This is a genomic window from Vibrio nitrifigilis (assembly GCF_015686695.1).
GTDB lineage: Bacteria > Pseudomonadota > Gammaproteobacteria > Enterobacterales > Vibrionaceae > Vibrio > Vibrio nitrifigilis.
This window is the reverse complement of sequence record NZ_JADPMR010000001.1, coordinates 1,396,238-1,419,001: the sequence shown is the minus strand read 5'-3', so window position 1 is coordinate 1,419,001 and position 22,764 is coordinate 1,396,238. Positions and strand designations below refer to the sequence as shown.

The window sequence follows — 22,764 nt, the reverse complement described above, 5'->3', positions numbered from 1 at the left end:
CCTATCGCGGATGATGATAAAGCAGGGCTTTGTTAGAATAAGCGATACTTTCTATTTTCGGACAATATCAATGCAACTCACTAAGTTAACGCAAGAAATCTTTGACCACCTTTACCGTGATATCACAGAGTTTCGCTCAACTTTCGATTTACCAGTATCTCAACCGGATACTCTTGATGAGCAGCAAGATGCCCTGCACTCTTCTTTGATCATTGAAGAGATGACTGAATTAGCTGAAGCACCAGATAAAACTGAACAAGCTGACGCTATTGTAGACAGTGTTTATGTGTTGATGGGCCGTTTAGTTCATCTTGGCCACAACCGTGTTGCTGACAACCTAGCGATTAGCTACCTCGTTGACATTCTATTAAACGTTGCCGTCAATCGTGGTATTGATTTCTTACCATGTTGGGATGAAGTGCACAGCTCCAATATGAGTAAAGTGTGCCGTAATGAAAGCGAATACGCAGAAACGGAAGACTTCTATGCGAAACAAGGCATCAAACTGATGGCCGTTGAAAAAGGCAACTACATCATCGCTAAATGTGCAGAAGATTTTGTATCAGAAAGTAAAACAGTGAAAAAAGGCAAAGTACTTAAATCTGTTTACTACCGTCCTGCCGACTTAGCACCACTAACTAAGTAATACGAACGAAATATCATAAAGGCTGCTTTAAGCAGCTTTTTTTATACCCACAATCAAATTCTTATATTGGACTGTCCAAATCATCTTGTATCCAATGATACACCGAGAGGAAAAACCAGTAGGTCTGTAACGCCACAATGCAATATATTGTCTATGCACAAATTTCAGGCAAAAAAAAGGCCACCTTGGGAGACAAAGTGGCTAAGGAGACTATAAAAAGCCTAACAAGAACGAGAATGTATCGTTCTTACTTAATGCCAATTGCGTGCCAACTTTAAAATAAACCATAAGTCATTGATTTATATAGAACAGGTAAAATAACACCTCTAGCGACATTCAACGACTGATCCACATTTGTGCTCAATGCACCAAAATCATTCGAACAAGAGTAGAGATTTTCCATCAAAATCAACACTCTTCACTCGAGTTTGAAACACTCGCGCTAAATTTTCTTCCGTTAACACATCGCTGGGGATACCGCTTTCCTGTAATACGCCTTGTTTGAGTAAAAGTACGCGGTCAGCATGACGCAATGTTCTGTTCAAATCATGCGTTGCTACGATGATACTCAGCCCCTTTTGTTTCATATAATCGATCAATTTGTAGAGCATCGCTTCTTGAGCGATATCTAACGGTGCTGATGGTTCATCTAAAAGCAATAACCTTGCTTTGTCATTAAGGCGCGGCCAGACTTGCAAACAACTTCCGACCAATCGGACTCGTTGCCACTCTCCCCCAGAAAGTTCATGAATAGAGCGATGCAATTTATCGCTAATACTCATTAAATCCGCTAATTCTTGCACCGCTGCCGCGACGTTTACGTCATGTACTGAAACGCTATGAGGTATAGAAAGCGCTAAATACTGAAAGACATCTAAGTTAAAGGCAGGACGTTGGCTTTGAGCCAAAAAAGCCCGATATAATGCGAGCTCGGTTAAGGGCAATTGCTCGGTTGGGATACCATCGATCACGACTTCGCCTTGATAGCTGATCATCCCTGCAATGGCATTGAGTAACGTACTCTTACCACTGCCGTTGGGCCCTACAACATGCAGGACTTCCCCCGGCTGACAAGTAAATGACAAAGGCAAAAGCCGCTCACCGACATGGATATGATTAACGTGAATCATGATTTTTTACCAACATCCAAATAAAGATAGGTGCACCTAGCGTTGTTGTAACCACTCCAAGTGGTAATTCCGCTGATTTCAAAGCCAAGCGAGCAACAAGATCGGCACTCGTCAATAATAGAGCGCCCCCCAAAGCTGAGAGGGGCATTAACATTTTGTTTTCACTGCCTAACATTAGACGCAGTACGTGAGGGACAACTAACCCTACAAAGCCAATAACACCACCTAGCGCTACGGCACTACCGACTAACACAGACACCGCTAAGATAAGTTGCCAGCGTAACGTTTCAATATTAACGCCTAATTGACGAGCAAAGCTTTCGCCGAGCATTAATTTATCTAAACGATCGCCTTGGCACATTAACCAACCTATCACAGGAATAGTAATAATGCTGAGTGTATGTTGCGGCCAAGTCACGCCACCAACACTGCCCATTAGCCAATACATAAGTTGACGTAAGCTCATATCATTACTGAAATAAAATGCCCATGTCACTACTGCGCCAGACAAGATACCGAGCGCCACCCCGACCAACAATAAGCGAGAGGTGGTTAATCTCATCGCACGAGCCATAAAGACCAACAACGCAGTAAAAACGAGTGCTCCAGCCATACACGAAAGCATAAACACGGTGGGAGTCGCGGCAAAAGGGAAGAAAAATAGCACTAACACCATTGCAACGCTCGCACCACCGGAAATACCAACGACTCCAGGCTCAGCAAGCACATTACCTAAAAGAACCTGTAACGTAGCACCGGCAATACCTAATGATGCGCCAATTATCATTGCAGCGAGTAAGCGCGGTAATCGTAAATCCCAGAGTAACCTCGACTCTAGCATAGTGTGCTGGGAAAAAAGCGAAATAAACATGCCACCTACCATTAAGTAGATACAAGCCACCACACATAAAATTAGGATCAAGAGATAAGCTGCGCGTTTCCAGCGCCGCTGTTTTAAGATAATAAGCTGGTTAAAATCCATAGTCGCAGGGTACAAAATAAGAATGGCTCAACCTTAACGTTAAGCCATTTAAATAGAAAGTGATATTTAGGGAAAGGATAACGCTCAGTCGCGTCAGAACGTTATAGGGACAGCATTGCTCTCATCCACTTTCGACCTTTAATCATAAACAATTTGGTCATTCTCGTAACGAATCACCACGTTACATACCATCAACGCAGCTCGCTGACCAATGTCAACATGGCGGTTAGGAAACACGATTGCTTCCCCTTCATTTTGTGCCATGAGGGGTTTATCACCATCGTGGCCAAACACTTCTCCATGCATAAAAGAGGTGAAATTTTTGACGTTATCATCGAACAAAAAGCGAAAATCTTCATGTAAGCGCACAATGGTTCGGCTGACACGATATGTCGTTAATTGGTGTTCTGTTTTAGGTAGCTCATCGTTAGCAATGATGGCCATGATCGCGCTACTGAATGCGGTAAATTGTGTCAGATCATTTTGTCCCAGCGGTGCCACTGTCCCCAATTCAACCGTTAATGCTTGAGCCTGCATATACTCCGCGCTATACCAGCTAAACGTGCTGGATGGCGCATTGGATAGCATCAGAGCTTCAATTTCAGCCGATTGCAAAAAATCTACCAGCTTTCGACTGCGAGTCATATGACGTGAACGAGGACTGACGGCAAAAGAGAGATGTTTAGAATCTCTAATTGCGCAATGGAGATCCAAATGCCATCTTGCATCAACGCGAGTACCTGCAAAAAAATCACTCAACGCTATTTTAAGGTTATCGGCAATAGCAAGTTCTAAGGATGGCTCTTGCGGCTTTTCATCAAATAAACGATTTAAGTTTGTGTCCAAAAATCGGCTATAGCGATTGGTTGCTTTGGGGTGAGCAATAATGAACAAACAACGTGTTTCTACCGCTAATGAACCATTTTCAATTTTATTAACCCATTGTTCCATCAATTCTAAAGGAGCAGTTTCATCACCATGAACTCCAGCCGATATAACCACATGTTGGGTGTTTGGTGTTTGCTGAGCTGGAACCACTTCTAAAATTCCACGTTGATGAAGTTTCAGCGTCACGCCATTTGAGTTTTTACAAACGCTTGGCAGTACTTCCGTAGTCATGTCTAGCGTATCCGCTAAAAATGACTGATGAAACAGTGACGTCATGTGTGACTCCTTTTTTGCACAGCAAACAACAGTAGGTACAGGTTCCCTACAATCAAGCAACTTTATTTTAACGCGTCGATTTAACACCCTGACATAACAGTATTTTATCACTAACTTTTGCTAACACTCTACGCTGATGTGAACTCTATGTGACCTAGTCCTTAGTTATAAACGTTTACCACATCAAAGTTCACATTGAGATGTTAGCGTCAACACCGTTTTATTAATTGAAATTCACCCAATTATACGGTTACACCTGCTTCAGCAAAGCTTGCCATTGTATTATAAAACTCGGCAGCAGCTTTAAGCATTGGAACAGCAAGTGCCGCACCAGTACCTTCACCAAGACGTAACCCCAAATCTAAAATAGGATTCGCATCCAATTTACTCAATACCAATTTGTGGCCTGCCTCATGGGATTGATGAGCAAAAATCATCACGTCTTTGCAACTTGGATCGATAAGTGATGCTGCATAAGCGGCTGCGCTGACAATAAAACCATCCACTAACACTGGCACACCGCGCTTTGCAGCACCAATGAAAGCTCCCACCATTTGGACAATTTCAAAACCGCCTAATTCAGTAAGAACCTTATAAGGTTCTGAGGTTTGACAACGTTCGACACCTGTTGCGACTAAAGATACTTTTTTATTGTATTGTTCGTCTGAAATCCCGGTACCACGACCGACACAAGCGTCGGCAGGCTCACCCGATAACGCTGATACGATGGCAGCAGCACTACTGGTGTTCGCAATGCCCATTTCACCAAACATAACTAAATCCGCACCATCATCAATCATCGTTTCAACAAAGCGCTGGCCCAATTCTAATCCTTTTTCCATCTGTTCAGTCGTCATCGCAGGTTGCTCAGCAAAGTTTGCAGTACGATCACCTAAACGCTGGATAAAATAATCAGGATGGTCCGATTCTACCGGAAATAAAATCCCCGTATCGACCACTTTAATCTCGATGTTATTCGCGCGACAAAAGCAGTTTATAGCCGCTCCACCATTGAGAAAATTGACCACCATTTGCTGAGTCACTTCACTTGGAGCAATACTAACGCCAGCATCTGCAATACCATGATCGCCGGCAAAAACAATCGCCATCGGCTTATCGATCTTAATGTTAGTTACGGCTGTGTCTTTGTTCTGGCTTTGAATAAGTGCTAGTTGGAATGCAATATCTTCGATTTGCCCCAAAGAACCGAGAGGCTTGGTTTTTTGATCAATACGAGATTGAATATCAGCACTAAATTGACGATCTAACATGGTTATCTTTCCTATAGAACCGTTATTGCACATAAGCAGCAAGCAGAGCGATCACCAAGTGTCATATTGATAACGCTAACATATCGCGTTTCATCAACGATGATGAAAAAAGTGTCGGCCAAGTAAACTCTTTTTCCTGATTGATTTGGTAATAAGCAGAGCAATTTATGTCATTCACGGAAGTTTCATATATTTACGATAAAGTGTACTCATATCAACGTGGTGAAACCATCATTTATGTTGCATGATAAGTTTTAATAAACAAAGGAATACAAATAATGCTAACAGACAGTCGCTCAAAAAAATCAGTACGAAATAAAAGTAACAAGAAACGCGTACCCCCCATGCCATTTCCACTTCGTTAAACGTCGATAATCGTTATCCAGTAGTTCATAAATGTTCATTCAGCAAAATATGTTGGCGTTTTGCCAATATATTCTGCCGCCTTTCACTAGGTTATTGTTTGCAAAACAGTAAATTGCCCCCTATAGTCTCCCTGTCATTCGTGTTACAACTATTTAGGTGATTACGGATAACGCCACAGGTTGTCCCTTTTTCAAAGGTCATCTAAGTGTTAAGGATGAAGTAGATAATGTTGAATAACGATTTTCCGCGAGCACATAAAGACGATTTCTATGTGTTACTTGCCGGAGCATCAGGCTTAGTAGGCTCTCAAGTGCTAAAAACTCTGCTAAATCAATGTCATTTAGGTGGAGTCTACACATTGAACCGCCGTCCATTACCCCATCAACACCCACGGCTTGTACAGATCGTGGATAGTCACCTATCTGCCATTCCCGACTATATAAAAGGTCACGTTCGTTATGGTGTCATCGCACTTGGTACGACACTAAAACAGGCAGGATCAAAAGATGCGTTAAAAAAGGTAGATGTTGATCTTGTCGTAGATATCGCTAAGCAAATGCAATCGATGGGCGTGACTCATATTGCCGTTGTTTCAAGCTATGGGGCTAACCCGAAATCACACTCTCACTATCTCTGCTGTAAAGGAGTCATGGAACATAAATTGATGAATATAGGTTTTGAACACCTTGTGATTCTCAGACCAGGGCCTCTAAAAGGAGAACGTGAACAGCCTCGCCCTAATGAGTTATGGCTGCAAAAATCCATGAAAATACTGCAGCACTTTTTTATTGGCAATTTGAAAAATTTTGTCCCTATAGACGCACAAGATGTGGCACAAGCATTACTCAAAACATTGCTCGCACCTCACAGTTCATCTGTGTCTATTTTAAATAGTATTGATATGAAGAAGCTTCTCAGAAAATGTGACGAGTGAGTTTTAAAGAGCATACCGATACTCCTCCCCCTCCCTATTTATAACACTCATACCCATACTCAATTTTTGAACTAATCTATACCCAAATGACCTCAAGATGCAGGATTCAGAGCTTCATCAACGAGCCTAGGTCAAGCTCAATCACAGCAGGAATGGTCATTCCCTTTCAAGGTGATTGAGCGCAGAAATAGGTTTGTTGATGAGCTCCCAAAGGGCGAGTTGTATTCGCTCCTAGGCGGTGTTACTGATTTTCTACGTAGAATGACTATGTCTTCAAATCAGTGCCTTGCCTAAGAGTGAATACATTCTCGCTGAAACAGTATCTTGAGGTTACTTGGGTATAACCCTATAGTTCATTAAGAATACCTAAATAAGCATTAACATAAAATGTCATTCTCCTGACATAAATATGACAAAAAAACGGATTTTACAGAGCATTATTCGCCGAATAGTTATGTATGTTTTTATACATAATTCCCAGCAGATATCCCCTCCTCGCATTAGAATCACCACTTCCTATTCAGAATAAAATTCCAAATAAACCCTAACACTAAAGTGTTATTCACCTTATAATTGATAAAATTAAAAATTAAATTTTGATATTAGTCCCATAATTGAAGCAATTGATAAATCACTAATAAAACTAGTGTGAAGTGTATTCCAGAATATAATCGCAGCCATAGGACAAATATTAAGGTTCGCTATAATGAATCCCGCAAACGTCACACAAGTGCTACGAAAGCGTCACATGCTGTTGACGTGAACGTCACATTTAAACTAGGTAATTAGGAAATAAAATGACAAACAAACTTAAACTATCTGCTGCTGCAGTGGCTCTAACTCTTCTTGCTGGCTGTTCTTCTTACAATGCAAGCCAACCAACTTCTGGTTTGGTAGCAAACGTTGAATCTTCAGTAAAAGCTGACATCAAAGTTGGTCAAAAAATCTCTGGCGAAGCTACTGCAAACGTTCTTATGGGCCTAATCAAATGGGGTGCAGGTGATCACTTCGTTGATGGCGTAGATTACGGTACAGGTGGTGCACTATCTTTCGCAGACCCATCAGCTTCTGCTAAAGCAGCTGCAGCTTACAATGCTGTTAAAGCATCTGGCGCAGATCTAATCGTTGCTCCTCGCTACGAAATCACTACTGAAGACTACGTAGTATTCAAGAAAATCCACGTGAAAGTGACTGGTTACAAAGGTACTATCACTAGCGTGAAATAATTCTTGCTAAAAGATTTATGGAAAAGGTCCCTTTTGGGACCTTTTTTCGTTTTATTCCTTCCCTTTCGCAACGCAGCTATTGATTGCTTTTCTGTCAATACCAATTCTGACAACAATATCCCCAAATGACCTCTTAACAACTAATTTGACTAAGTTATAACTAAATCATATAGCCATGGTGTATTTGTCAATTCCATCAATAGAATTTGCGTTTATCATATCGCAGTCTTGAGTTTGGGAGATCTGCCTCTCATTTACCAAACTTAATATTTCCTATCGCTTAATCTCGCTACAAGCGATGAAGTGATAAGAATGAAACATCCAAATAACAGTCTTCAATATAATAAGGAATTACTATGTCACTTTCGGTTATCGCGGCATTAGCGATATTCATTGGCATTCTTGCGGTGATTTTTCATCAGCAAAGCAAAACCAATACACTATCTCGCTTAGTTCTTATCGGCTTAGTGTTAGGTAGTCTATTCGGTTTCGGCCTTCAATTTACGTTTGGAGAAGGTCAACCAAACACTCAACAGGTGCTCTCTTGGGTTGCCATTGCTGGCAATGGGTATGTTGGATTACTAAAAATGGTAGTAATGCCACTCGTTTTAGTGTCGATGATCTCTGCGGTTGTTCGTTTAGATAAAAACGGATCTTTAGGTAAGATTTCAACGTTAACCATTGGGGTATTGCTGTTTACGACTGCAATCGCGGCCCTTATCGGTATCTTTATCGCACAGGCATTTGGTTTAACATCAGCTGGATTAACCGAAGGCTCAAGAGAAGTCGCTCGGATGGCCGCTTTGACTACTAAGGCCTCTACCGTTGCGAATCTTACTATTCCACAAATGCTGGTAAGTTTCATCCCAACCAACCCTTTTGCTGATTTAACCGGCGCGCGTTCAACTTCTATCATTGCTGTGGTTATTTTTGGCGTATTAGTGGGCATTGCCACTCGCAAAGTAATGATTGAGAAACAAGAACTTGAAGCTCCAATTCGCTCATTTGTTGAATCAGTTCAAGCGATCGTAATGCGTTTAGTAAAAATGGTCATGGCTCTTACCCCCTACGGTATCGCAGCTCTTATGACTAAAGTAGTCGCGACTTCAAGTGCAAATGACATTCTTAAACTATTAGGCTTTATCGTCGCGTCTTATCTAGCCATTGCCATTATGTTTTTAGTACATGGTTTACTGGTTTCTTTCGTTGGTGTAAGCCCTAAAGCGTATTTCACCAAAATTTGGCCGGTACTCACTTTCGCGTTTAGTTCGCGCAGCTCAGCAGCAACAATTCCGCTTAACGTTGAAGCCCAAATAACCAAACTTAACGTTCCACCAGCAATTGCGAACTTAGCCGCATCCTTTGGCGCTACTATCGGTCAGAATGGTTGTGCTGGTATCTATCCAGCAATGTTAGCGGTTATGGTTGCGCCGACAATGGGTATCAATCCATTAGACGCTCACTTTATTATGTCGTTAGTCGCTATCGTGACGATTAGTTCTTTTGGTATTGCCGGAGTGGGTGGTGGTGCGACCTTTGCTGCATTAATTGTTCTACCAGCGATGGGGTTACCTGTCACTATTGCAGCGTTGCTTATCTCGATTGAACCACTCATCGATATGGCTCGTACCGCTCTCAATGTGTCTGGTGCAATGACAGCCGGAACGATTACAAGTCGACTACTAAAACAGGTTCATCAACCTGACGTTGTCACCCAACAGTAATTGAGATTTAAGAGGTAAGGCGTACCTACTGGTACGCCTTTTCTTTTTAGTTAGTTTGGTTGCCCCCAACTATACCCAAATGACCTCAAAATGCAGGATTCAGAGCCTCATCAACGAACATAGGTCAAGTTCAATCACGGCAGGAATGGTCATTCCCTTTCAACGTGATTGGGCGCAGAGATAGGTTTATTGATGAGCTCCCAAAGGGCGAAACCATTCTCGCAGAAACAGTATCTTGAGGTTATTTGGGTATATAAATCAGCTGAACAATAAAAAGGCCTGATTACGATAGGATTCGAAATCAGGCCTTATAAACTGCGTCAACCGCAACTCATCTATTCCATCATTAACATTGCTTTAGTACGCTGGCTTGCAACTTATTACCGAGCACACCGCCAAGCAGTAACACGATTAGGAACACCCAACCTGATAATGAAAAATTCGCAATAGGGGTAAAGAGAGCCCCCACATTACAACCGTTAGCAAAACGAGTACCAAAGCCCATCAACAAACCACCCAATGCAAACAGCGCATAATGACGAATGGTATAATTATTCTTCAACGATAAAGAGAACTTACCTAAATAGAGTACCGCGACTAACGTACCAATCATAATCGCTAAGTTTTGCACACTTACGCTGTGACTAAAGAAAGGTAGATTGAATAACGCTTCAGGGCGGTGAGTAAACGCCGCAATATTTGCAGAGCTGACACCAAAAGCCATCAACAATTTACCGAACCAGACACCAAAAGGAGTCGAAGCCCCCCAGCCAGAACCCGTAGCAACCATCATCACACCAAAGATAAGCGCAATGACGAGTGCCGAAGTACTCATTTGCCAAACATTACCAAACCAACGCAGATAGTTTTGTTGGCTCCACAGTACTGCGCTTTGCGGTTGTGTTTTACGTGATACTTGTTCACGCATCATCTCGCCATCAACTCCGTAATAAGTACCAATATCTTCACGGCGCTGTTGGTATTTCTTAGCAGCCATTACCACGATTAGGGCAAAAGCAATTGTGACAAGAACAGCAAAGAAGTAACCGTGCAAAGGTCCCCAACTAAACAGATCCGGTAAAAACACACCTTTTCCTTCATAGCTTTTAGTCGACATTACCGTTTGGCGAATCCAACCTTGAGTGGCTTGTAATGGAAAGCCGAAAAAGACGCCAGCACCAAAGAAAAACAACGTGGTTAACGCACGAGGGATATCGCCAACCATCTCAACCATAACCCCAGTTGCACAGCAGCTAGACAAGCTCATTCCAGCGCCAAACATCACCCCACCAATAAGTAGGCCCATGTTAATCGGGTTAACCCATAAGCGATAATCACCGGAATCAGCATTAAACAGTAATCCCGCATTAATGATTGCAGTGACCACAAACATAAGCATTAGCGTTTGTAATAATTGCGTTGAACCGCGACGATAAGCACGGTTAACACTACCAGCAAATCCTAACGATCCTTTCGTAAGCGCGAACCCAAGCGCAAGCCCCATCAGAAGTCGGAGAAACAGTGATGCATTATCGAGTAAAGTTGCGCCAAGTAACAACGTGATAAGCGCAATACCTGTCGCCCACCATGCTTGTGTCTTATTCATGAGATTTAACCTGTGAGATGACTAACTAAAATTCGTGTGCAGAACACAAAGGGGGCACAGGCTAACATGATCAAGATTCAATATTGACAAGTTTAAATATAACTTTTTGATCTAACTTAATAGCAAAATTCACAAATTAAGAAATCGGTTTCACACTACAAATAATGAAAATCAATAACATAGGGATTGTTAGTTCAGTCACATCACACCATGTCATCAATGACAACTCAATCAGTAATCAGTGATCCATGAAAAACATCCGAACTATTTAGCAGAGGAATAAAAAGTTAACTTCTACACTTTAAACATGAGAAAACTAACGTTATTCTTTGACCGCAAATTTTACCGGGATTTGTCTAATAAGCCCAAATCACCTCAATGACACCAAATGGCGCAGCGCGTAGTAAGTACTTTTACAGCTTTTCTTGTATAAAATGAGCCAGAGGAACTCCTCAATAAATGTATCAGGATAATCATAACTATTTAGTTAAATTGCAACAGCGACGATTGGTGCTGGTCATTTTTGGTTTTATCTTTGCCGTACTGATTGCCTACTCAAAGACGCAAGCCTTCACGTATGGATTGATTCGCTATGATTATGATTCTACGCTGGGTTCTGTTATTGCAATCAACGAAAACCATCGCCACAAAGATATCATTTTTATCAAATACCGATTTTCTCCCTCTTTAGATGTTAACTTAGAAGGTGAATATCAGGTGGATAGTTTTAAAGACGATTTCCCCTATCCCATCGGCAGTAAATTACCTGTCGTCTATGCCAAACACTTTCCAGAAATAAATGTGATGGAAAGCTTATATCCTGGTATGAAAAAGGCATTTTATCTGTTTATTATCAGTTTTATTCTAATGCCCGTTGATGTGATGTTTGCCATTTGGTATTCAGTAAAAATTCAAAAAATTAAAGACAACGAAGAAGATCATCTGTTTTAATGCCCTCCTCACTTAATATTCACTATTTTATCAATAGATACTGATTCACTTTTACTATTACTCGATCCATTTACTTATAATTAAAAGGACTTGTTGTCGATGAAGAATCGTCAATTTAGCTCTCAAGAGCAACAGACAGTACGCGACCTCATTCTGTTAAGGCGTGATATTCGAGGTAACAACTTTTTACCCGATGCAATTTCCGACCAACAAATTAATGAACTCATCACAGCGGCGTCACTCGGTCCTTCAGTGGGCTACTCACAACCTTGGGAATTTGTCGTCATCAAAGACAATGATATAAAACAGCAAGTTCATCAAAGTTTTGCCGCCGAAACAAAAATTGCTGCTGATCAGTTTTCCACGGAAAAACAAGCGCTTTATCATCAGTTAAAGTTAGAAGGTATTCTTGAAGCACCGATAAATATCGCCGTCTTTTATAAAGCGCCTAACGAGCCGATTCTTGGGCAAAATTCGATGGCGGAAGCTGGTGAATACAGTGTGGTTTGTGCCATTCAAAATATGTGGCTAATGGCTCGTTCAATGAACCTTGGCCTGGGTTGGGTTAGCATCATCAATCCAGAAACCGTCAAAACTATTGTCAATGCGCCCCAAAACCGCAAGTTAGTTGCCTATCTTTGCCTTGGTTATGTAAAGGAATTTCATTCTGTCCCAGAACTAGAAACCTTAAAATGGGAATCTCGCAAACCGATCGAATCCTTTACCTTTTCACAAAGCTACCCTACTGATTAAACCATCACATTTGGGCTGTCTAGACCGGACAGTCCAAATGGTATGTTCTTTTACTTCCCCCCTAATAAAACATGATGTAAACAAATACGAACAGGGATACTTATAATTATTCATAATATTATGTTTTTATTAATATTTTAAAACATAAGCTCTCTCTCAAAAAACCGATTCATCCCTAAGTATGATGGTAACCATATTGATGTTGAGTCCCTACTAACATCAATTTTTACCTCGCGTTCTGCGTACACTTAAAATAAAACCAACCAGTGTTGTCGCTTATTGCGATTATCTAGATTTGGACGAACCAGTCCAACAGCACTGTTATGGAGGCCCCTATGGATAACATCATTATTTCCCCAAGCAAATACATTCAAGGACCGAACTCTATCGAGTCTTTGGGTAAATACATCAAACCAATGGGGAGCAATGCGTTAGTTCTCGCCGACAGTTTTGTGACTGGTTTACTAGGCAAGCAAATTGATCAAAGTTTCTCTAACGCTGGTCTAAACATGCACATGGCTTTGTTTAATGGGGAATGCAGCCGTCCTGAAATTGAACGCCTTGTTGCTTTAGCAAAAGAAAAGAATATTGACGTTATCGTTGGCGTTGGTGGTGGTAAAACACTGGATACGGCAAAAGCAGTGGCTTTTTATAATGAGTGTCCAGTATCTATCATGCCAACACTGGCTTCTACTGACGCACCAACCAGTGCCCTTTCAGTCATTTATACTCCTGAAGGGGAGTTTTCTGAATACTTGGTTTACCCTAAAAACCCAGACATGGTTGTGCTTGATACACAAATTATTGCCAATGCTCCAACTCGATTACTTGTTGCAGGTATGGGTGATGCGATGTCTACTTACTTTGAAGCGCGTGCCAATACGCGTTCTGGCAAACAAACAATGGCAGGCGGTGCTCAAACTCTTGCCGCCCAAGCTTTGGCAAAACTGTGTTATGAAACATTGCTTGCTGATGGCTACAAAGCAAAATTGGCAAGCGATAATAACCTCTCAAGCAAAGCCTTAGAGAACATCATTGAAGCCAATACACTATTGTCGGGTATCGGCTTTGAAAGTTCAGGCCTTGCGGGTGCTCATGCTATCCATAACGGTATGACTAAATTGGAAGAATGCCACCACATGTATCACGGTGAAAAAGTGGCATTTGGTACACTTGCACAACTGGTGTTAGAAAACGCACCACTGGAAGAAATTAATACCGTACTTGATTTCTGCCGTTCTGTTGGCTTACCAACCAACCTCTTTGATTTGGGTGTTAAAACGATTGATATCGATAAGTTACGTGAAGTTGCGGCAGCATCAAGCGTACCAGATGAAACGATTCACAATATGCCATTCGAAGTGACAACGGATGCCGTATTATCAGCAATTTTGACAGCCCATGAGTTAGGTTGTCAGAAATAAAATAGCCATGATATTGGACAGTCCAATTTGGACTGTCCTACTTATCTTCTACTGTCTAGCTTATCTTCTAGCGAAAACACACCTCAGCCCAACGCGCTAATCCTGCCGTTACTGAGCCAAAATCATTACCACTCACCAAAGGAATACCTGGCAATATTTCCTCGACAGCCTGACGTAAAATGGGAGATTTAGCTGACCCACCCGTCATATAAACCACATCCGGTTTACAACCACCTTGTGCCAACGCATCTTGAACCAAGCGCATCATTTTAGTTTTTGGGGATTCAATCGCTTCCATCATGTCATTTCTATTGATATCAACGTCTACGGCATGAGATAAGAAATCCAATGTTGAGGTAAAGACATCTTGTTTGGAGAGCCCTATTTTAGCTTCTTCGGCTCGGCGCACTACGCCATGACCTAGAATTTCTTGATGTAATTCAATTAGACGGGCCAATTTGGCGGGATCTTTAGCGTCCTTATGTAGCTGTTTAAGTGCTTTAAAGTTTTCTTTGGTATAAAAATCCGTTTGTGCCGGTAAATCGTTAATCGCCACAGGATTCCAAAATTGGGTAATCGGCATCTCTAGCCCTGATACCATCTTAGAACCAAAACCAAAGGCAGGCATCAATTGACGAAATGCAACGTGAATATCGAGATCGTTCCCCCCAACTCGCTCACCAGTGTGAGCGATTAAAGAATCGCTACGATCATTTTTTTTAGCCCAGTTTGGCCCCATTTGTAATAAAGAGCAATCAGTCGTACCGCCGCCAATATCGACAACAAGCACCAATTTATCTTCGGTTAACGATGATTCATATTCCAGCCCCGCTGCGACAGGTTCAAATTGAAACTCAACATTCTTAAAGCCAGCTCGCGTTGCGGCGCGTAACAATATCGCTTCAGCTTGTTGGTCTGAATCATTACCACCTCGACCTTGGAAGTGGATAGGGCGACCGATAACGGTCTCGTCGATTGACTGTCCAAGCTGGTTTTCACCTTGAGATTTGATGTTTACCATCATGGCACATACCAGATCCTCAAAGAATTGCACCTGAATGTCGCGTAATCCCATACTGCCCAAAAATGATTTGGGCGATTTCACGTAATAAGTAAACTGCGGGTCTTGAAGATAATGATCGAGCGCGGCCTGACCAAAGTTAATGTCGCGACGATCAAGCTCTATTCCTTCGTCTTGGTTGAAAGCAATCGCACGGCGCAACAAGCTTTCACCAACTTGATCGATAGGTTTTATATTGCAAAAGCGAAATAGGTGTTCGGTCACCGATTCACGCGTAGGTGCAGAGACCGTCGACGGAATATAAATATTGTCCCCTTCTACCGCTATAGGAGTTGGTTGTCCATCAAGCATATGCGCGATGGAACAGTTAGAGGTGCCATAATCAAATCCGATATACATAAAACTCCCAAGCGTTGAAGAGAAAAAGGTTGCACAAAATACAGCAATTATTGGTTGAACTCCAGCTAGAATCGTTATTTTAGGGCGTGACAAATCATAGAATTGAGAGTAAACCGAGTCCAAACTGCCGCTGTCGGTTTGATAATGGATGCGGACTGTCCAGCTTAGACTGTCCAATTTAGTCAGCCATATTTATTGATAATGCAGATTGGTAATGCCAACCTCACTGCGCATGTCCATTAGCTTTGTACCCTTGAATTATTGTGTCTGAATACCAATTTATTAAGCAGGGTTGGGTTACACAAGACATCCAATTGTTTCGGAGGGTTACTGCTGGTTATCACGGTCTACCGCTTATAAAGTTTGAACTTTGTCCCATTTTTGTAGACCAATTAATAAAGCGATCCACAAGCGATTACAGAGGTAATGATATGGATACCAATACAAAACAGATGATTGATGATTTGTTTCAGCGCCTGCAACAAGCTGAAAAACAAAACAGTAACCGCGATCGTGAAGCTGAATCATTGATCGAAAAACATGTTGTGGCTCAACCTTCAGCGCCCTATTACATGGCGCAAACCATGATCATGCAAGAAGCCACCATGAAGCAATTACATGCTCAGGTAGAAACACTTCAACGCCAGTTGCAACAAGCGCAGCAACAACAATCTGGCGGTTTTTTCTCAAACCTATTTGGTGGAAATAAACAGCAGCCCCGTAACCAGTGGCAACAAGGTCAACAGCGTGCTCCTTTTGGTCAACCCAACAATGGTTACGGTCAAGGTCCACAGAGTGGATACAACAACTACGCACCGAATGGGGGTGGCTATAACCGTGGTAGCAGCTTCTTAGGTGGTGCCTTACAAACGGCAGCGGGTGTTGCTGGTGGTGTAGTTTTAGGTAATCTAATGATGGATATGTTTAGCCATCATCAACCAGAAGAGATTGTAAACATCATCAATGAAAATCCAGACATGGGTAACATGGATGGTGGATTTGGCGACAACATGAATGATGCTGACTTCATGAATAGTGGCTTCGACAATAGTGGCTTTGATAATGGCGGCTTTGATAACAGCTCCATGGATAACGGTTTCGGTACGGGAGGATTTGCCGACACTGGTTTTGACCCAAGCAATAACGATAACCTATTTGGCGGAGATAACTTCGGTGGGGGTGATGACCCATTCTCTGGTGGCTTTGGCGGCGGTTTCGATGGTGGTGGCTTTGACGACTTTGATGATATTAGCTAATCACTCATCTCTCTAACCTTCGAGGGCAGAATAATCTGCCCTTTTTATTTTTGCTTGGTGACGTTTTACTGCACCTAAATCGCTATCCACTCAATTTCTGTGATTCATCATCACTTTCTATGGCGTTTTTTCAACTTTTATTAGTCAAATTAAAAAATAATTGAGACAGCTCAACTTTTGTTTAAAAGATTCTATTCGCTAACAACGGTTAAGAGTATGGTGATCATGTCTATCCAAATAACGTTTTGATTGTCGAACTGCCTACACCATTGCAATAGATACATCGATGCTATGTGTCAAAAAATGTATCACTGAAAAACGGACTACAGAAAATCGCATCAAAAATTATTGGATTCACCTCGATTCACTCATATTCAAACGGACGTTATCATCATGAATAACCAACCTTTAACTGTGTTTGCAGCAGGCAGCTTAAAAGCCGTCTTAAGTGAGATCATTATTCAGTTTGAAGCACAATTTGATTCGTCCGTACGTTGCCATTTTGGTCCCGCTGGTTTACTGGCACGCAAAATTCAGCGTGGTTCAAAAGTCGATCTCTTTGCCTCTGCCAATGAGTCTCATCCAGACTTACTGGTTCGCCAGCAGTTACTCGCGCCAGGGAAAGTATTCGCCACTAATCAGTTATGTATTATTACCAGACCAGAACTTCACGTTACCCAAGACAATTTACTCTCACGTTTGATCGATCCAAATATCGTATTATCGACATCAAAACCCGGTAGCGACCCTGGTGGTGACTACGCGCAAATGTTTTTCGATCGTGTAGAACAATTGCACCATGGGCTGGGAGAGATGATGCGCAATAAAGCGCAACATTTACTTGGTGGCCATATTCCTGCATTTAGCACGACCCAACCGGCAAGTGTCCCCACTGCCGCTCGACTGATATTAGATAGAAGAAGTGATATTCATGTGGGATACGCGAGCAACATTCCTCTTATGAAAAGCATCCCTGGATTACATACGATGCTAATACCAGATCTTTATCAAATTACCGCTCACTATAAATTTGCCTTAGGAAAACAAGTCACTCCAGAACTCTCAGCTTTGGCAGATTCTTTAACGTCTAAAACGGGTAAAAATATTCTGAGTCATTATGGCTTTGGTATTCCTCAGCCAGTAAAAATGTCGGCTTGATTAGCAATTGGTTACAATATATCCAGAAAAAAAAGTACGTTATATTGAGTGAACTCACAATTTACTATTAGCAAAAACTCAGCTGACATGAGTATGTATATACTAGCTCTCAATTAAGAGATTTTTGCAGGTGAATTATGTACTACTACCTTTCGGCGATCCGACAGTATGTGAATTTTCGAGGCCGGGAGCGACGTAAAGCGTTTTGGCACTTTTACCTTATCAATATCATCATTGGTTTTATTTTTGCCGCACTCGACGGTTTATTCGGCACCATCAACGCTATAGAAGGCTCAGGCACCATTAGTGCAATATATGGCGCCTTTATTTTCCTACCATCGCTCGCACTTTTTGTCAGACGCATCCATGACACAGGCCGTTCTGGGTGGTGGGCACTGCTACTGTTCATTCCAATCATTGGATTTTTATCAGCTCTGTATTTTTCGATTGCCGATGGTCACCCCTACGAAAACGAGTATGGGCCTAGCCCCAAACACCTAAGTTTTGGTCGCTAATGAACATTTAGTTACTCATAAACAAAAGAGCGGAAAACCGCTCTTTCAACTGACATAGTAATCTTCAATCTACGCGCTTATTTGAGTAGCAAATCGCCTTCAATGGGTAAAAAGCGTGTGGCTGCAGTTTGTAGCGAATAGGCAGTGAGGGGAGGAACACCATACACCTCTGTCGCGCAGCCATGATCTTGAAATATCTTATCGAGTAGAATACTAAAATCACCATCGCCCGAAACCAACACCAATGTATCCGCGTGTTTAGCGCAGTCAATGGCATCAAGCGTAATGCCCACATCCCAATCGCCTTTTGCTGTTCCATCGGCTCGCTGGATGAACGGCTTAGTTTTCACTTCAAAACCTATCGCACGTAAAATATTTTGAAATTGACGTTGCTTTTCGTCACCACGATCAATAGCGTAAGCAATGGCTGAGACCACTTCGCGGTTATTGGTTACCTGACGCCAAAATTCGTTGTAATCAAAATTGCACTGATAGGCTTGGCGAGTCGTGTAATACACATTTTGTACATCAACCAAAATGGCAACTTTTTCCATAATATTCTTATCTCTAGCCAAAACGCTCATCCTAACATAATTAAGCTCGTATTTTTGCCGTAATGCCAACCAGGGATAATTAGGTCAGTCCGAATCCAACACATTTTGATTTTGTTGGGTCAGTTGAGTGGATAGCATTTTTAAAAATGCGGTAGGACCTTTGCCTAAATGTCGACCAACCCTCGAAACAATATGTGTTTGAGTGCTATTTAATCTCGCGTTTTTTACCGGCAAGATATTAAACTGATCACGCCATTCAGGTTGACATTGTACGATAAACGCAGGAATCAAGGTGACGCCACCATGAGCAGCATAACGATGTAAAGCCGTTAGACTGTTACTGATCACATTCGGGGTCAGAGTGATATTAGTGTCATTCTCAACATCAGCAATGATTTGCCGAATCCCGTGAGCAGTATCAGGCAGAGCGATGGGATAGCGTTTAAGCACACTCATTTTCAGTGGTAACGATTCATCGTTAATTGGGTGCGATTTATCAACCACAGCACATAATGGATGGGAACAATGCAAATGGCTACGCAGTTTAGGATGTGATGGCGGATTAAAAACCAGCCCCAAATGAGCGTCGTCTTCGGTGACTTTTCTAATCACTTCGTTACCATTATGCACAGATAACTGGATATTCATCCCCGGATACTGTTGAGAAAACCGGTTCATCACTTCCGTCACCAAATCAATGTAGCCTTCACCAATGGCTAACTCCACTTTACCAGACTGCAATCCTCGCAGAGATTTCAAGTTATCTAACAATAACTCTTGTTGCTGCAAATAACCTTTGTAGTAAAGTAGTACCTCCTCCCCTGCCTCCGTGGGTTTAATTCCACGTCGATGACGTTCAATCAGCACGGTATCTAGCTCTTGCTCCAAATGACTAATCTGCCGACTTACCGCAGAGGGGGCAACATTCAAATAATCCGCCGCCGCCCGAACCGAGCCGTGCTTAGTCGCTTCATAAAAGAACTTAATTCGATTTTCTTGTAAATAACTCATCAATCCATCCTTGGCAGCTGTGTTGCCTTGAACGCAACAAAGTTACAAATTTCGATTATTGTCCACAACAGAGGGGCTGTCTATACTCGCCAGACTGGTAATGCTCTATCTCCAGATAGTTACTTAGCATTACCCTCTGTGATCGCATTCGATGCATAGATGCTGCCAGCAAATGGAATTTTGCTTAATTTATACGTTAAAACAGAACATTACATAATACTTCCAAGACTCGCGACGGATTAAATACCGGCCACACTCACTCTCATTCAAAAGGATTCGATATGAAAATAGGTGTTATAGGATTAGGTAATATGGGCTCTGGCATGGCCGCTACCCTTGCCAAAAAAGAATTCACGGTTTTCGGTTATGATTTGTCAGCTCAAGCGCTCCAAGCCATATCTGAGCATGGTGTGACGCCCATTTCTCAACTGAGCGATCTCATTCCACAGTGTGATGTTGTCATTCTATCGTTACCCAAAGCAGAACATGTGCAAAAAGTCTGTTTAGACGAACAAGGCTTGCTAGCTCATGCTCATTCAGGACTGATCGTCATCGATACGACAACCTCTGAAGCACAAACTAGCCGCGATGTCGCCGCTCAGTTAGCCATTAAAGGCGTTGAATTTATTGATGCTCCAGTTTCTGGAGGACCAGCAGGGGCAGCATCCGGGACCATGAGTATGGTGATCGGTGGTTCAGAAACAACTTACACCAAAGTACTTCCCGTATTACAAGCAATGAGTACCACTCAAGTGCACATTGGCGATGTTGGGGCGGGTAATATTGCAAAAATTGCTAACAATCTACTGTGCGCCGCACACCTTATCACCACATCAGAAGTCGTTAATCTTGCGGCCAAAGCAGGCGTTAGCCCAGAAAAAGTGTTAGCCGGTATCAATGCGGGGTCAGGTCGAAGCGGAGTCAGCCAAGTCAATTTTCCTAAATGGATCCTTAATCAAAGCTATGATTCGGGTTTTACCATGGGCCTGATGCGTAAAGACGTTGGTCTCGCACAAAAACTGGCCGAGCAATATAACCTCTCTCTCAACCTGACAGGTAAAGCCATTGAAATGTGGCAAGCCAGTGATTCAGAGCTGACTGACAGCCAGGATTTTAATGAAATAGCCAAATTTATTGATAACGATCTTTACTAAGGGGAATACAACATGGAACAGTTAACCCAAGCAATGCAAACCATTTTAGGGACAGGCACCATCGGAAGCTGGGTCAATGGCAGCATCATTCACGGATCTGGTGAAACAATCAATTTGTATCATGCTGAAGATGAATCGTTATTAACGGCATATCAAGACGCAGATGCCTCTATCGCAGCAACTATCGATGAAGCAGCGAAGGTTGCCCAACAGCAATGGTGGGCCCTCACCGCGAAAGAGCGTGGCCGTATTCTTTACCAAGTTGGTGCAGAGATTCGTCATCATGCCGATACTCTCGGTTTCGTTGAATGCATTAATGCCAATAAACCGCTCAATAATGCCAAAGCTGAAGTCATTATTGTTGCTGAGATGTTTGAATATTATGCCGGCTGGGCTGACAAGCTTCATGGGGAGGTCATCCCTGTTCCAACGTCACATTTGAACTATGTGAAATATGAGGCCATGGGAACGATCTTGCAATTTACCCCATGGAATGCACCAATCTTTACAGCGGGTTGGCAGGTAGCGCCTGCTCTAGCTGCAGGAAATGCTGTGATTCTCAAGCCCTCTGAGCTAACACCGATTACATCGTTAATGCTAGGCGCATTAATTGAAAAAGCAGGTGCTCCTAAAGGGCTTGTCAGTGTGGTTTCAGGGTACGGACATACCGTAGGACAAACATTAATTGCCAACAATGACATTCGTAAAATCTGCTTTGTAGGCTCACCCAATACCGGTGCGCACATTTCTATGGCGGCCGCTAAACGTTGCATTCCTTGTGTATTAGAACTTGGAGGAAAATCCGCCAATATTGTCTTCGACGACGCTAATCTGGATTCAGCGATGAAAGGCGCAATGGCCGCCATATTCGGTGGTTCGGGACAAAGCTGTGTGTCTGGCTCACGCCTATTAGTACAAGACACCATTTTCGATAAATTTGTTGCAGCTGTTGCCAGTGCTGCTCAGCAAATTCGTGTCGGAGCACCGTTAGAATCAGGATGTGATATCGGGCCAATCCAAAACCGTAAGCAATACGATCATATTTGTCGTCTGCTCGACATTGGGACAAAAGAAGGCGCAACAATTGCACAAAACGTTCAGCCAATTGCTGAGCGTAAAGGATTATTTATTAACCCAACCGTGTTGATAGGCGATAACCAAATGACGGTTGCTCAACAAGAAATTTTCGGTCCAGTTGTGGTCGCTATTCCCTTTAAAGACGAAGCGGACGCTATCGCTATTGCCAATGACAGTGAATTTGGTTTAGCCGGAGCAGTCTGGACTAACGACGTCGCCCGCGCCCATCGCGTCGCGGATCAGGTCAAAGCGGGGACATTTTGGATTAACAGCTACAAAACCATCCACGTGAGCTCTCCATTTGGTGGTTATCGTAATAGCGGCCATGGCCGTTCATCAGGATTAGAAGTACTTCGCGAATACAGTGAAGTAAAAAGTGTGTGGGTCGAAACCGCACCTCAGCCAGCCTTTAGTTTTAACTACGGAACAGTAGAAGGATAAG

At 42.5% G+C, this 22,764-nt stretch carries 20 protein-coding genes and 1 pseudogene; 13 read left to right on the top strand and 8 right to left on the bottom strand.

The features are described from left to right. Positions 1-70 precede the first annotated feature (70 nt). A complete protein-coding gene (locus I1A42_RS06350) occupies positions 71-646 on the top strand; it encodes a nucleoside triphosphate pyrophosphohydrolase family protein (protein ID WP_196122942.1) in 576 nt (191 codons plus the stop codon). Between the two features lie 374 nt (positions 647-1,020). On the opposite strand, the gene btuD is transcribed toward I1A42_RS06350, so the two are convergent. From btuD to cobT, 4 genes are all read right to left on the bottom strand, one after another. Continuing rightward, positions 1,021-1,776: a vitamin B12 ABC transporter ATP-binding protein BtuD gene (btuD, locus tag I1A42_RS06345; protein ID WP_196122941.1), complete on the bottom strand. Its 756-nt coding sequence runs from the start codon at positions 1,774-1,776 to the stop codon at positions 1,021-1,023. Next, a complete protein-coding gene (gene btuC, locus I1A42_RS06340) occupies positions 1,763-2,758 on the bottom strand; it encodes a vitamin B12 ABC transporter permease BtuC (RefSeq protein ID WP_196123779.1) in 996 nt (331 codons plus the stop codon). The genes btuD and btuC overlap by 14 nt, the downstream gene beginning before the upstream one ends. Before the next feature lie 138 nt (positions 2,759-2,896). Further along, complete coding sequence (locus I1A42_RS06335) at positions 2,897-3,922, bottom strand: succinylglutamate desuccinylase (RefSeq protein ID WP_196122940.1); 1,026 nt, start codon at positions 3,920-3,922, stop codon at positions 2,897-2,899. A 242-nt stretch (positions 3,923-4,164) separates the two neighbouring features. Then, entirely contained in the window at positions 4,165-5,226 is a 1,062-nt protein-coding gene (gene cobT, locus I1A42_RS06330) for a nicotinate-nucleotide--dimethylbenzimidazole phosphoribosyltransferase (protein WP_268982044.1), read from the bottom strand. A gap of 559 nt (positions 5,227-5,785) precedes the next feature. Between cobT and I1A42_RS06325 the strand changes: the two genes are divergently transcribed. The 3 genes from I1A42_RS06325 to I1A42_RS06315 all read left to right on the top strand — a co-directional run bounded on the left by I1A42_RS06325 (position 5,786) and on the right by I1A42_RS06315 (position 9,443). Next, positions 5,786-6,493, top strand: a complete 708-nt coding sequence (locus I1A42_RS06325) for an NAD(P)H-binding protein (protein WP_161156148.1) — start codon at positions 5,786-5,788, stop codon at positions 6,491-6,493. Between the two features lie 797 nt (positions 6,494-7,290). Beyond that, on the top strand, positions 7,291-7,719 hold the full coding sequence (locus I1A42_RS06320; RefSeq protein ID WP_161156809.1) for a hypothetical protein: 429 nt from the start codon (positions 7,291-7,293) through the stop codon (positions 7,717-7,719). 356 nt (positions 7,720-8,075) lie between these two features. Further along, on the top strand, positions 8,076-9,443 hold the full coding sequence (locus I1A42_RS06315) for an L-cystine transporter (RefSeq protein WP_161156807.1): 1,368 nt from the start codon (positions 8,076-8,078) through the stop codon (positions 9,441-9,443). A 346-nt stretch (positions 9,444-9,789) separates the two neighbouring features. Here the strand turns inward: I1A42_RS06315 and I1A42_RS06310 are convergent, their stop codons facing one another. Continuing rightward, positions 9,790-11,049 carry a YeeE/YedE family protein gene (locus I1A42_RS06310; protein ID WP_196122939.1) on the bottom strand — a complete coding sequence of 420 codons (1,260 nt, stop codon included), beginning with the start codon at positions 11,047-11,049 and terminating at the stop codon, positions 9,790-9,792. A gap of 459 nt (positions 11,050-11,508) precedes the next feature. On the opposite strand from I1A42_RS06310, the gene I1A42_RS06305 reads away from it, so the two are divergent. From I1A42_RS06305 to I1A42_RS06295, 3 genes are all read left to right on the top strand, one after another. Continuing rightward, positions 11,509-12,000 carry a hypothetical protein gene (locus tag I1A42_RS06305; RefSeq protein WP_196122938.1) on the top strand — a complete coding sequence of 164 codons (492 nt, stop codon included), beginning with the start codon at positions 11,509-11,511 and terminating at the stop codon, positions 11,998-12,000. Between the two features lie 99 nt (positions 12,001-12,099). Then, the gene (gene bluB / locus I1A42_RS06300) at positions 12,100-12,753 is read left to right on the top strand and encodes a 5,6-dimethylbenzimidazole synthase (protein WP_196122937.1); all 654 of its coding nucleotides are present in this window, start codon (positions 12,100-12,102) and stop codon (positions 12,751-12,753) included. Between the two features lie 335 nt (positions 12,754-13,088). Then, positions 13,089-14,177 (top strand): glycerol dehydrogenase, encoded by a 1,089-nt coding sequence (locus I1A42_RS06295; RefSeq protein ID WP_196122936.1) that lies wholly within the window; start codon positions 13,089-13,091, stop codon positions 14,175-14,177. Between the two features lie 67 nt (positions 14,178-14,244). Here I1A42_RS06295 and yegD read toward each other — a convergent pair whose 3' ends face one another. Continuing rightward, positions 14,245-15,597, bottom strand: a complete 1,353-nt coding sequence (gene yegD / locus I1A42_RS06290) for a molecular chaperone (protein ID WP_196122935.1) — start codon at positions 15,595-15,597, stop codon at positions 14,245-14,247. A gap of 431 nt (positions 15,598-16,028) precedes the next feature. On the opposite strand from yegD, the gene I1A42_RS06285 reads away from it, so the two are divergent. From I1A42_RS06285 to I1A42_RS06275, 3 genes are all read left to right on the top strand, one after another. Next, positions 16,029-16,853 carry a DUF2076 domain-containing protein gene (locus tag I1A42_RS06285; RefSeq protein ID WP_161156795.1) on the top strand — a complete coding sequence of 275 codons (825 nt, stop codon included), beginning with the start codon at positions 16,029-16,031 and terminating at the stop codon, positions 16,851-16,853. Between the two features lie 393 nt (positions 16,854-17,246). Continuing rightward, positions 17,247-18,011, top strand: a complete 765-nt coding sequence (locus I1A42_RS06280; RefSeq protein ID WP_161156793.1) for a substrate-binding domain-containing protein — start codon at positions 17,247-17,249, stop codon at positions 18,009-18,011. 137 nt (positions 18,012-18,148) lie between these two features. Next, positions 18,149-18,526 carry a DUF805 domain-containing protein gene (locus tag I1A42_RS06275; protein ID WP_161156791.1) on the top strand — a complete coding sequence of 126 codons (378 nt, stop codon included), beginning with the start codon at positions 18,149-18,151 and terminating at the stop codon, positions 18,524-18,526. Between the two features lie 77 nt (positions 18,527-18,603). Here the strand turns inward: I1A42_RS06275 and I1A42_RS06270 are convergent, their stop codons facing one another. Together I1A42_RS06270 and I1A42_RS06265 are read right to left on the bottom strand one after the other, a co-directional pair. Then, complete coding sequence (locus I1A42_RS06270; RefSeq protein WP_161156820.1) at positions 18,604-19,080, bottom strand: LabA-like NYN domain-containing protein; 477 nt, start codon at positions 19,078-19,080, stop codon at positions 18,604-18,606. Between the two features lie 84 nt (positions 19,081-19,164). After that, positions 19,165-20,091: a LysR family transcriptional regulator gene (locus I1A42_RS06265; RefSeq protein ID WP_161156789.1), complete on the bottom strand. Its 927-nt coding sequence runs from the start codon at positions 20,089-20,091 to the stop codon at positions 19,165-19,167. A gap of 257 nt (positions 20,092-20,348) precedes the next feature. Between I1A42_RS06265 and I1A42_RS25015 the strand changes: the two are divergent. The 3 genes and pseudogenes from I1A42_RS25015 to I1A42_RS06255 form a co-directional block, all read left to right on the top strand. Next, positions 20,349-20,843, top strand: a pseudogene (locus I1A42_RS25015) (NAD(P)-dependent oxidoreductase); the annotation flags it as partial. After that, on the top strand, positions 20,829-21,245 hold the full coding sequence (locus I1A42_RS25010) for an NAD-binding protein (protein ID WP_268982056.1): 417 nt from the start codon (positions 20,829-20,831) through the stop codon (positions 21,243-21,245). The pseudogene I1A42_RS25015 and the gene I1A42_RS25010, both read left to right, overlap by 15 nt. A 12-nt stretch (positions 21,246-21,257) precedes the next feature. Further along, the gene (locus tag I1A42_RS06255; protein ID WP_161156785.1) at positions 21,258-22,763 is read left to right on the top strand and encodes an aldehyde dehydrogenase family protein; all 1,506 of its coding nucleotides are present in this window, start codon (positions 21,258-21,260) and stop codon (positions 22,761-22,763) included. Position 22,764 lies beyond the last annotated feature (1 nt).

What these genes read in the sequence shown, in the direction of transcription:
- I1A42_RS06310 (WP_196122939.1), bottom strand. Translation starts at nt 11,049, where the DNA reads ATGAATAAGACACAAGCATGGTGGGCGACAGGTATTGCGCTTATCACG.
- I1A42_RS06275 (WP_161156791.1), top strand. Translation starts at nt 18,149, where the DNA reads ATGTACTACTACCTTTCGGCGATCCGACAGTATGTGAATTTTCGAGGC.
- yegD (WP_196122935.1), bottom strand. Translation starts at nt 15,597, where the DNA reads ATGTATATCGGATTTGATTATGGCACCTCTAACTGTTCCATCGCGCAT.
- I1A42_RS06295 (WP_196122936.1), top strand. Translation starts at nt 13,089, where the DNA reads ATGGATAACATCATTATTTCCCCAAGCAAATACATTCAAGGACCGAAC.
- I1A42_RS06315 (WP_161156807.1), top strand. Translation starts at nt 8,076, where the DNA reads ATGTCACTTTCGGTTATCGCGGCATTAGCGATATTCATTGGCATTCTT.
- bluB (WP_196122937.1), top strand. Translation starts at nt 12,100, where the DNA reads ATGAAGAATCGTCAATTTAGCTCTCAAGAGCAACAGACAGTACGCGAC.
- I1A42_RS25010 (WP_268982056.1), top strand. Translation starts at nt 20,829, where the DNA reads ATGAGTACCACTCAAGTGCACATTGGCGATGTTGGGGCGGGTAATATT.
- btuD (WP_196122941.1), bottom strand. Translation starts at nt 1,776, where the DNA reads ATGATTCACGTTAATCATATCCATGTCGGTGAGCGGCTTTTGCCTTTG.
- I1A42_RS06350 (WP_196122942.1), top strand. Translation starts at nt 71, where the DNA reads ATGCAACTCACTAAGTTAACGCAAGAAATCTTTGACCACCTTTACCGT.
- I1A42_RS06280 (WP_161156793.1), top strand. Translation starts at nt 17,247, where the DNA reads ATGAATAACCAACCTTTAACTGTGTTTGCAGCAGGCAGCTTAAAAGCC.
- I1A42_RS06335 (WP_196122940.1), bottom strand. Translation starts at nt 3,922, where the DNA reads ATGACGTCACTGTTTCATCAGTCATTTTTAGCGGATACGCTAGACATG.
- I1A42_RS06305 (WP_196122938.1), top strand. Translation starts at nt 11,509, where the DNA reads ATGTATCAGGATAATCATAACTATTTAGTTAAATTGCAACAGCGACGA.
- I1A42_RS06285 (WP_161156795.1), top strand. Translation starts at nt 16,029, where the DNA reads ATGGATACCAATACAAAACAGATGATTGATGATTTGTTTCAGCGCCTG.
- I1A42_RS06320 (WP_161156809.1), top strand. Translation starts at nt 7,291, where the DNA reads ATGACAAACAAACTTAAACTATCTGCTGCTGCAGTGGCTCTAACTCTT.
- btuC (WP_196123779.1), bottom strand. Translation starts at nt 2,758, where the DNA reads ATGGATTTTAACCAGCTTATTATCTTAAAACAGCGGCGCTGGAAACGC.
- I1A42_RS06270 (WP_161156820.1), bottom strand. Translation starts at nt 19,080, where the DNA reads ATGGAAAAAGTTGCCATTTTGGTTGATGTACAAAATGTGTATTACACG.
- cobT (WP_268982044.1), bottom strand. Translation starts at nt 5,226, where the DNA reads ATGTGCAATAACGGTTCTATAGGAAAGATAACCATGTTAGATCGTCAA.
- I1A42_RS06265 (WP_161156789.1), bottom strand. Translation starts at nt 20,091, where the DNA reads ATGAGTTATTTACAAGAAAATCGAATTAAGTTCTTTTATGAAGCGACT.
- I1A42_RS06325 (WP_161156148.1), top strand. Translation starts at nt 5,786, where the DNA reads ATGTTGAATAACGATTTTCCGCGAGCACATAAAGACGATTTCTATGTG.
- I1A42_RS06255 (WP_161156785.1), top strand. Translation starts at nt 21,258, where the DNA reads ATGGAACAGTTAACCCAAGCAATGCAAACCATTTTAGGGACAGGCACC.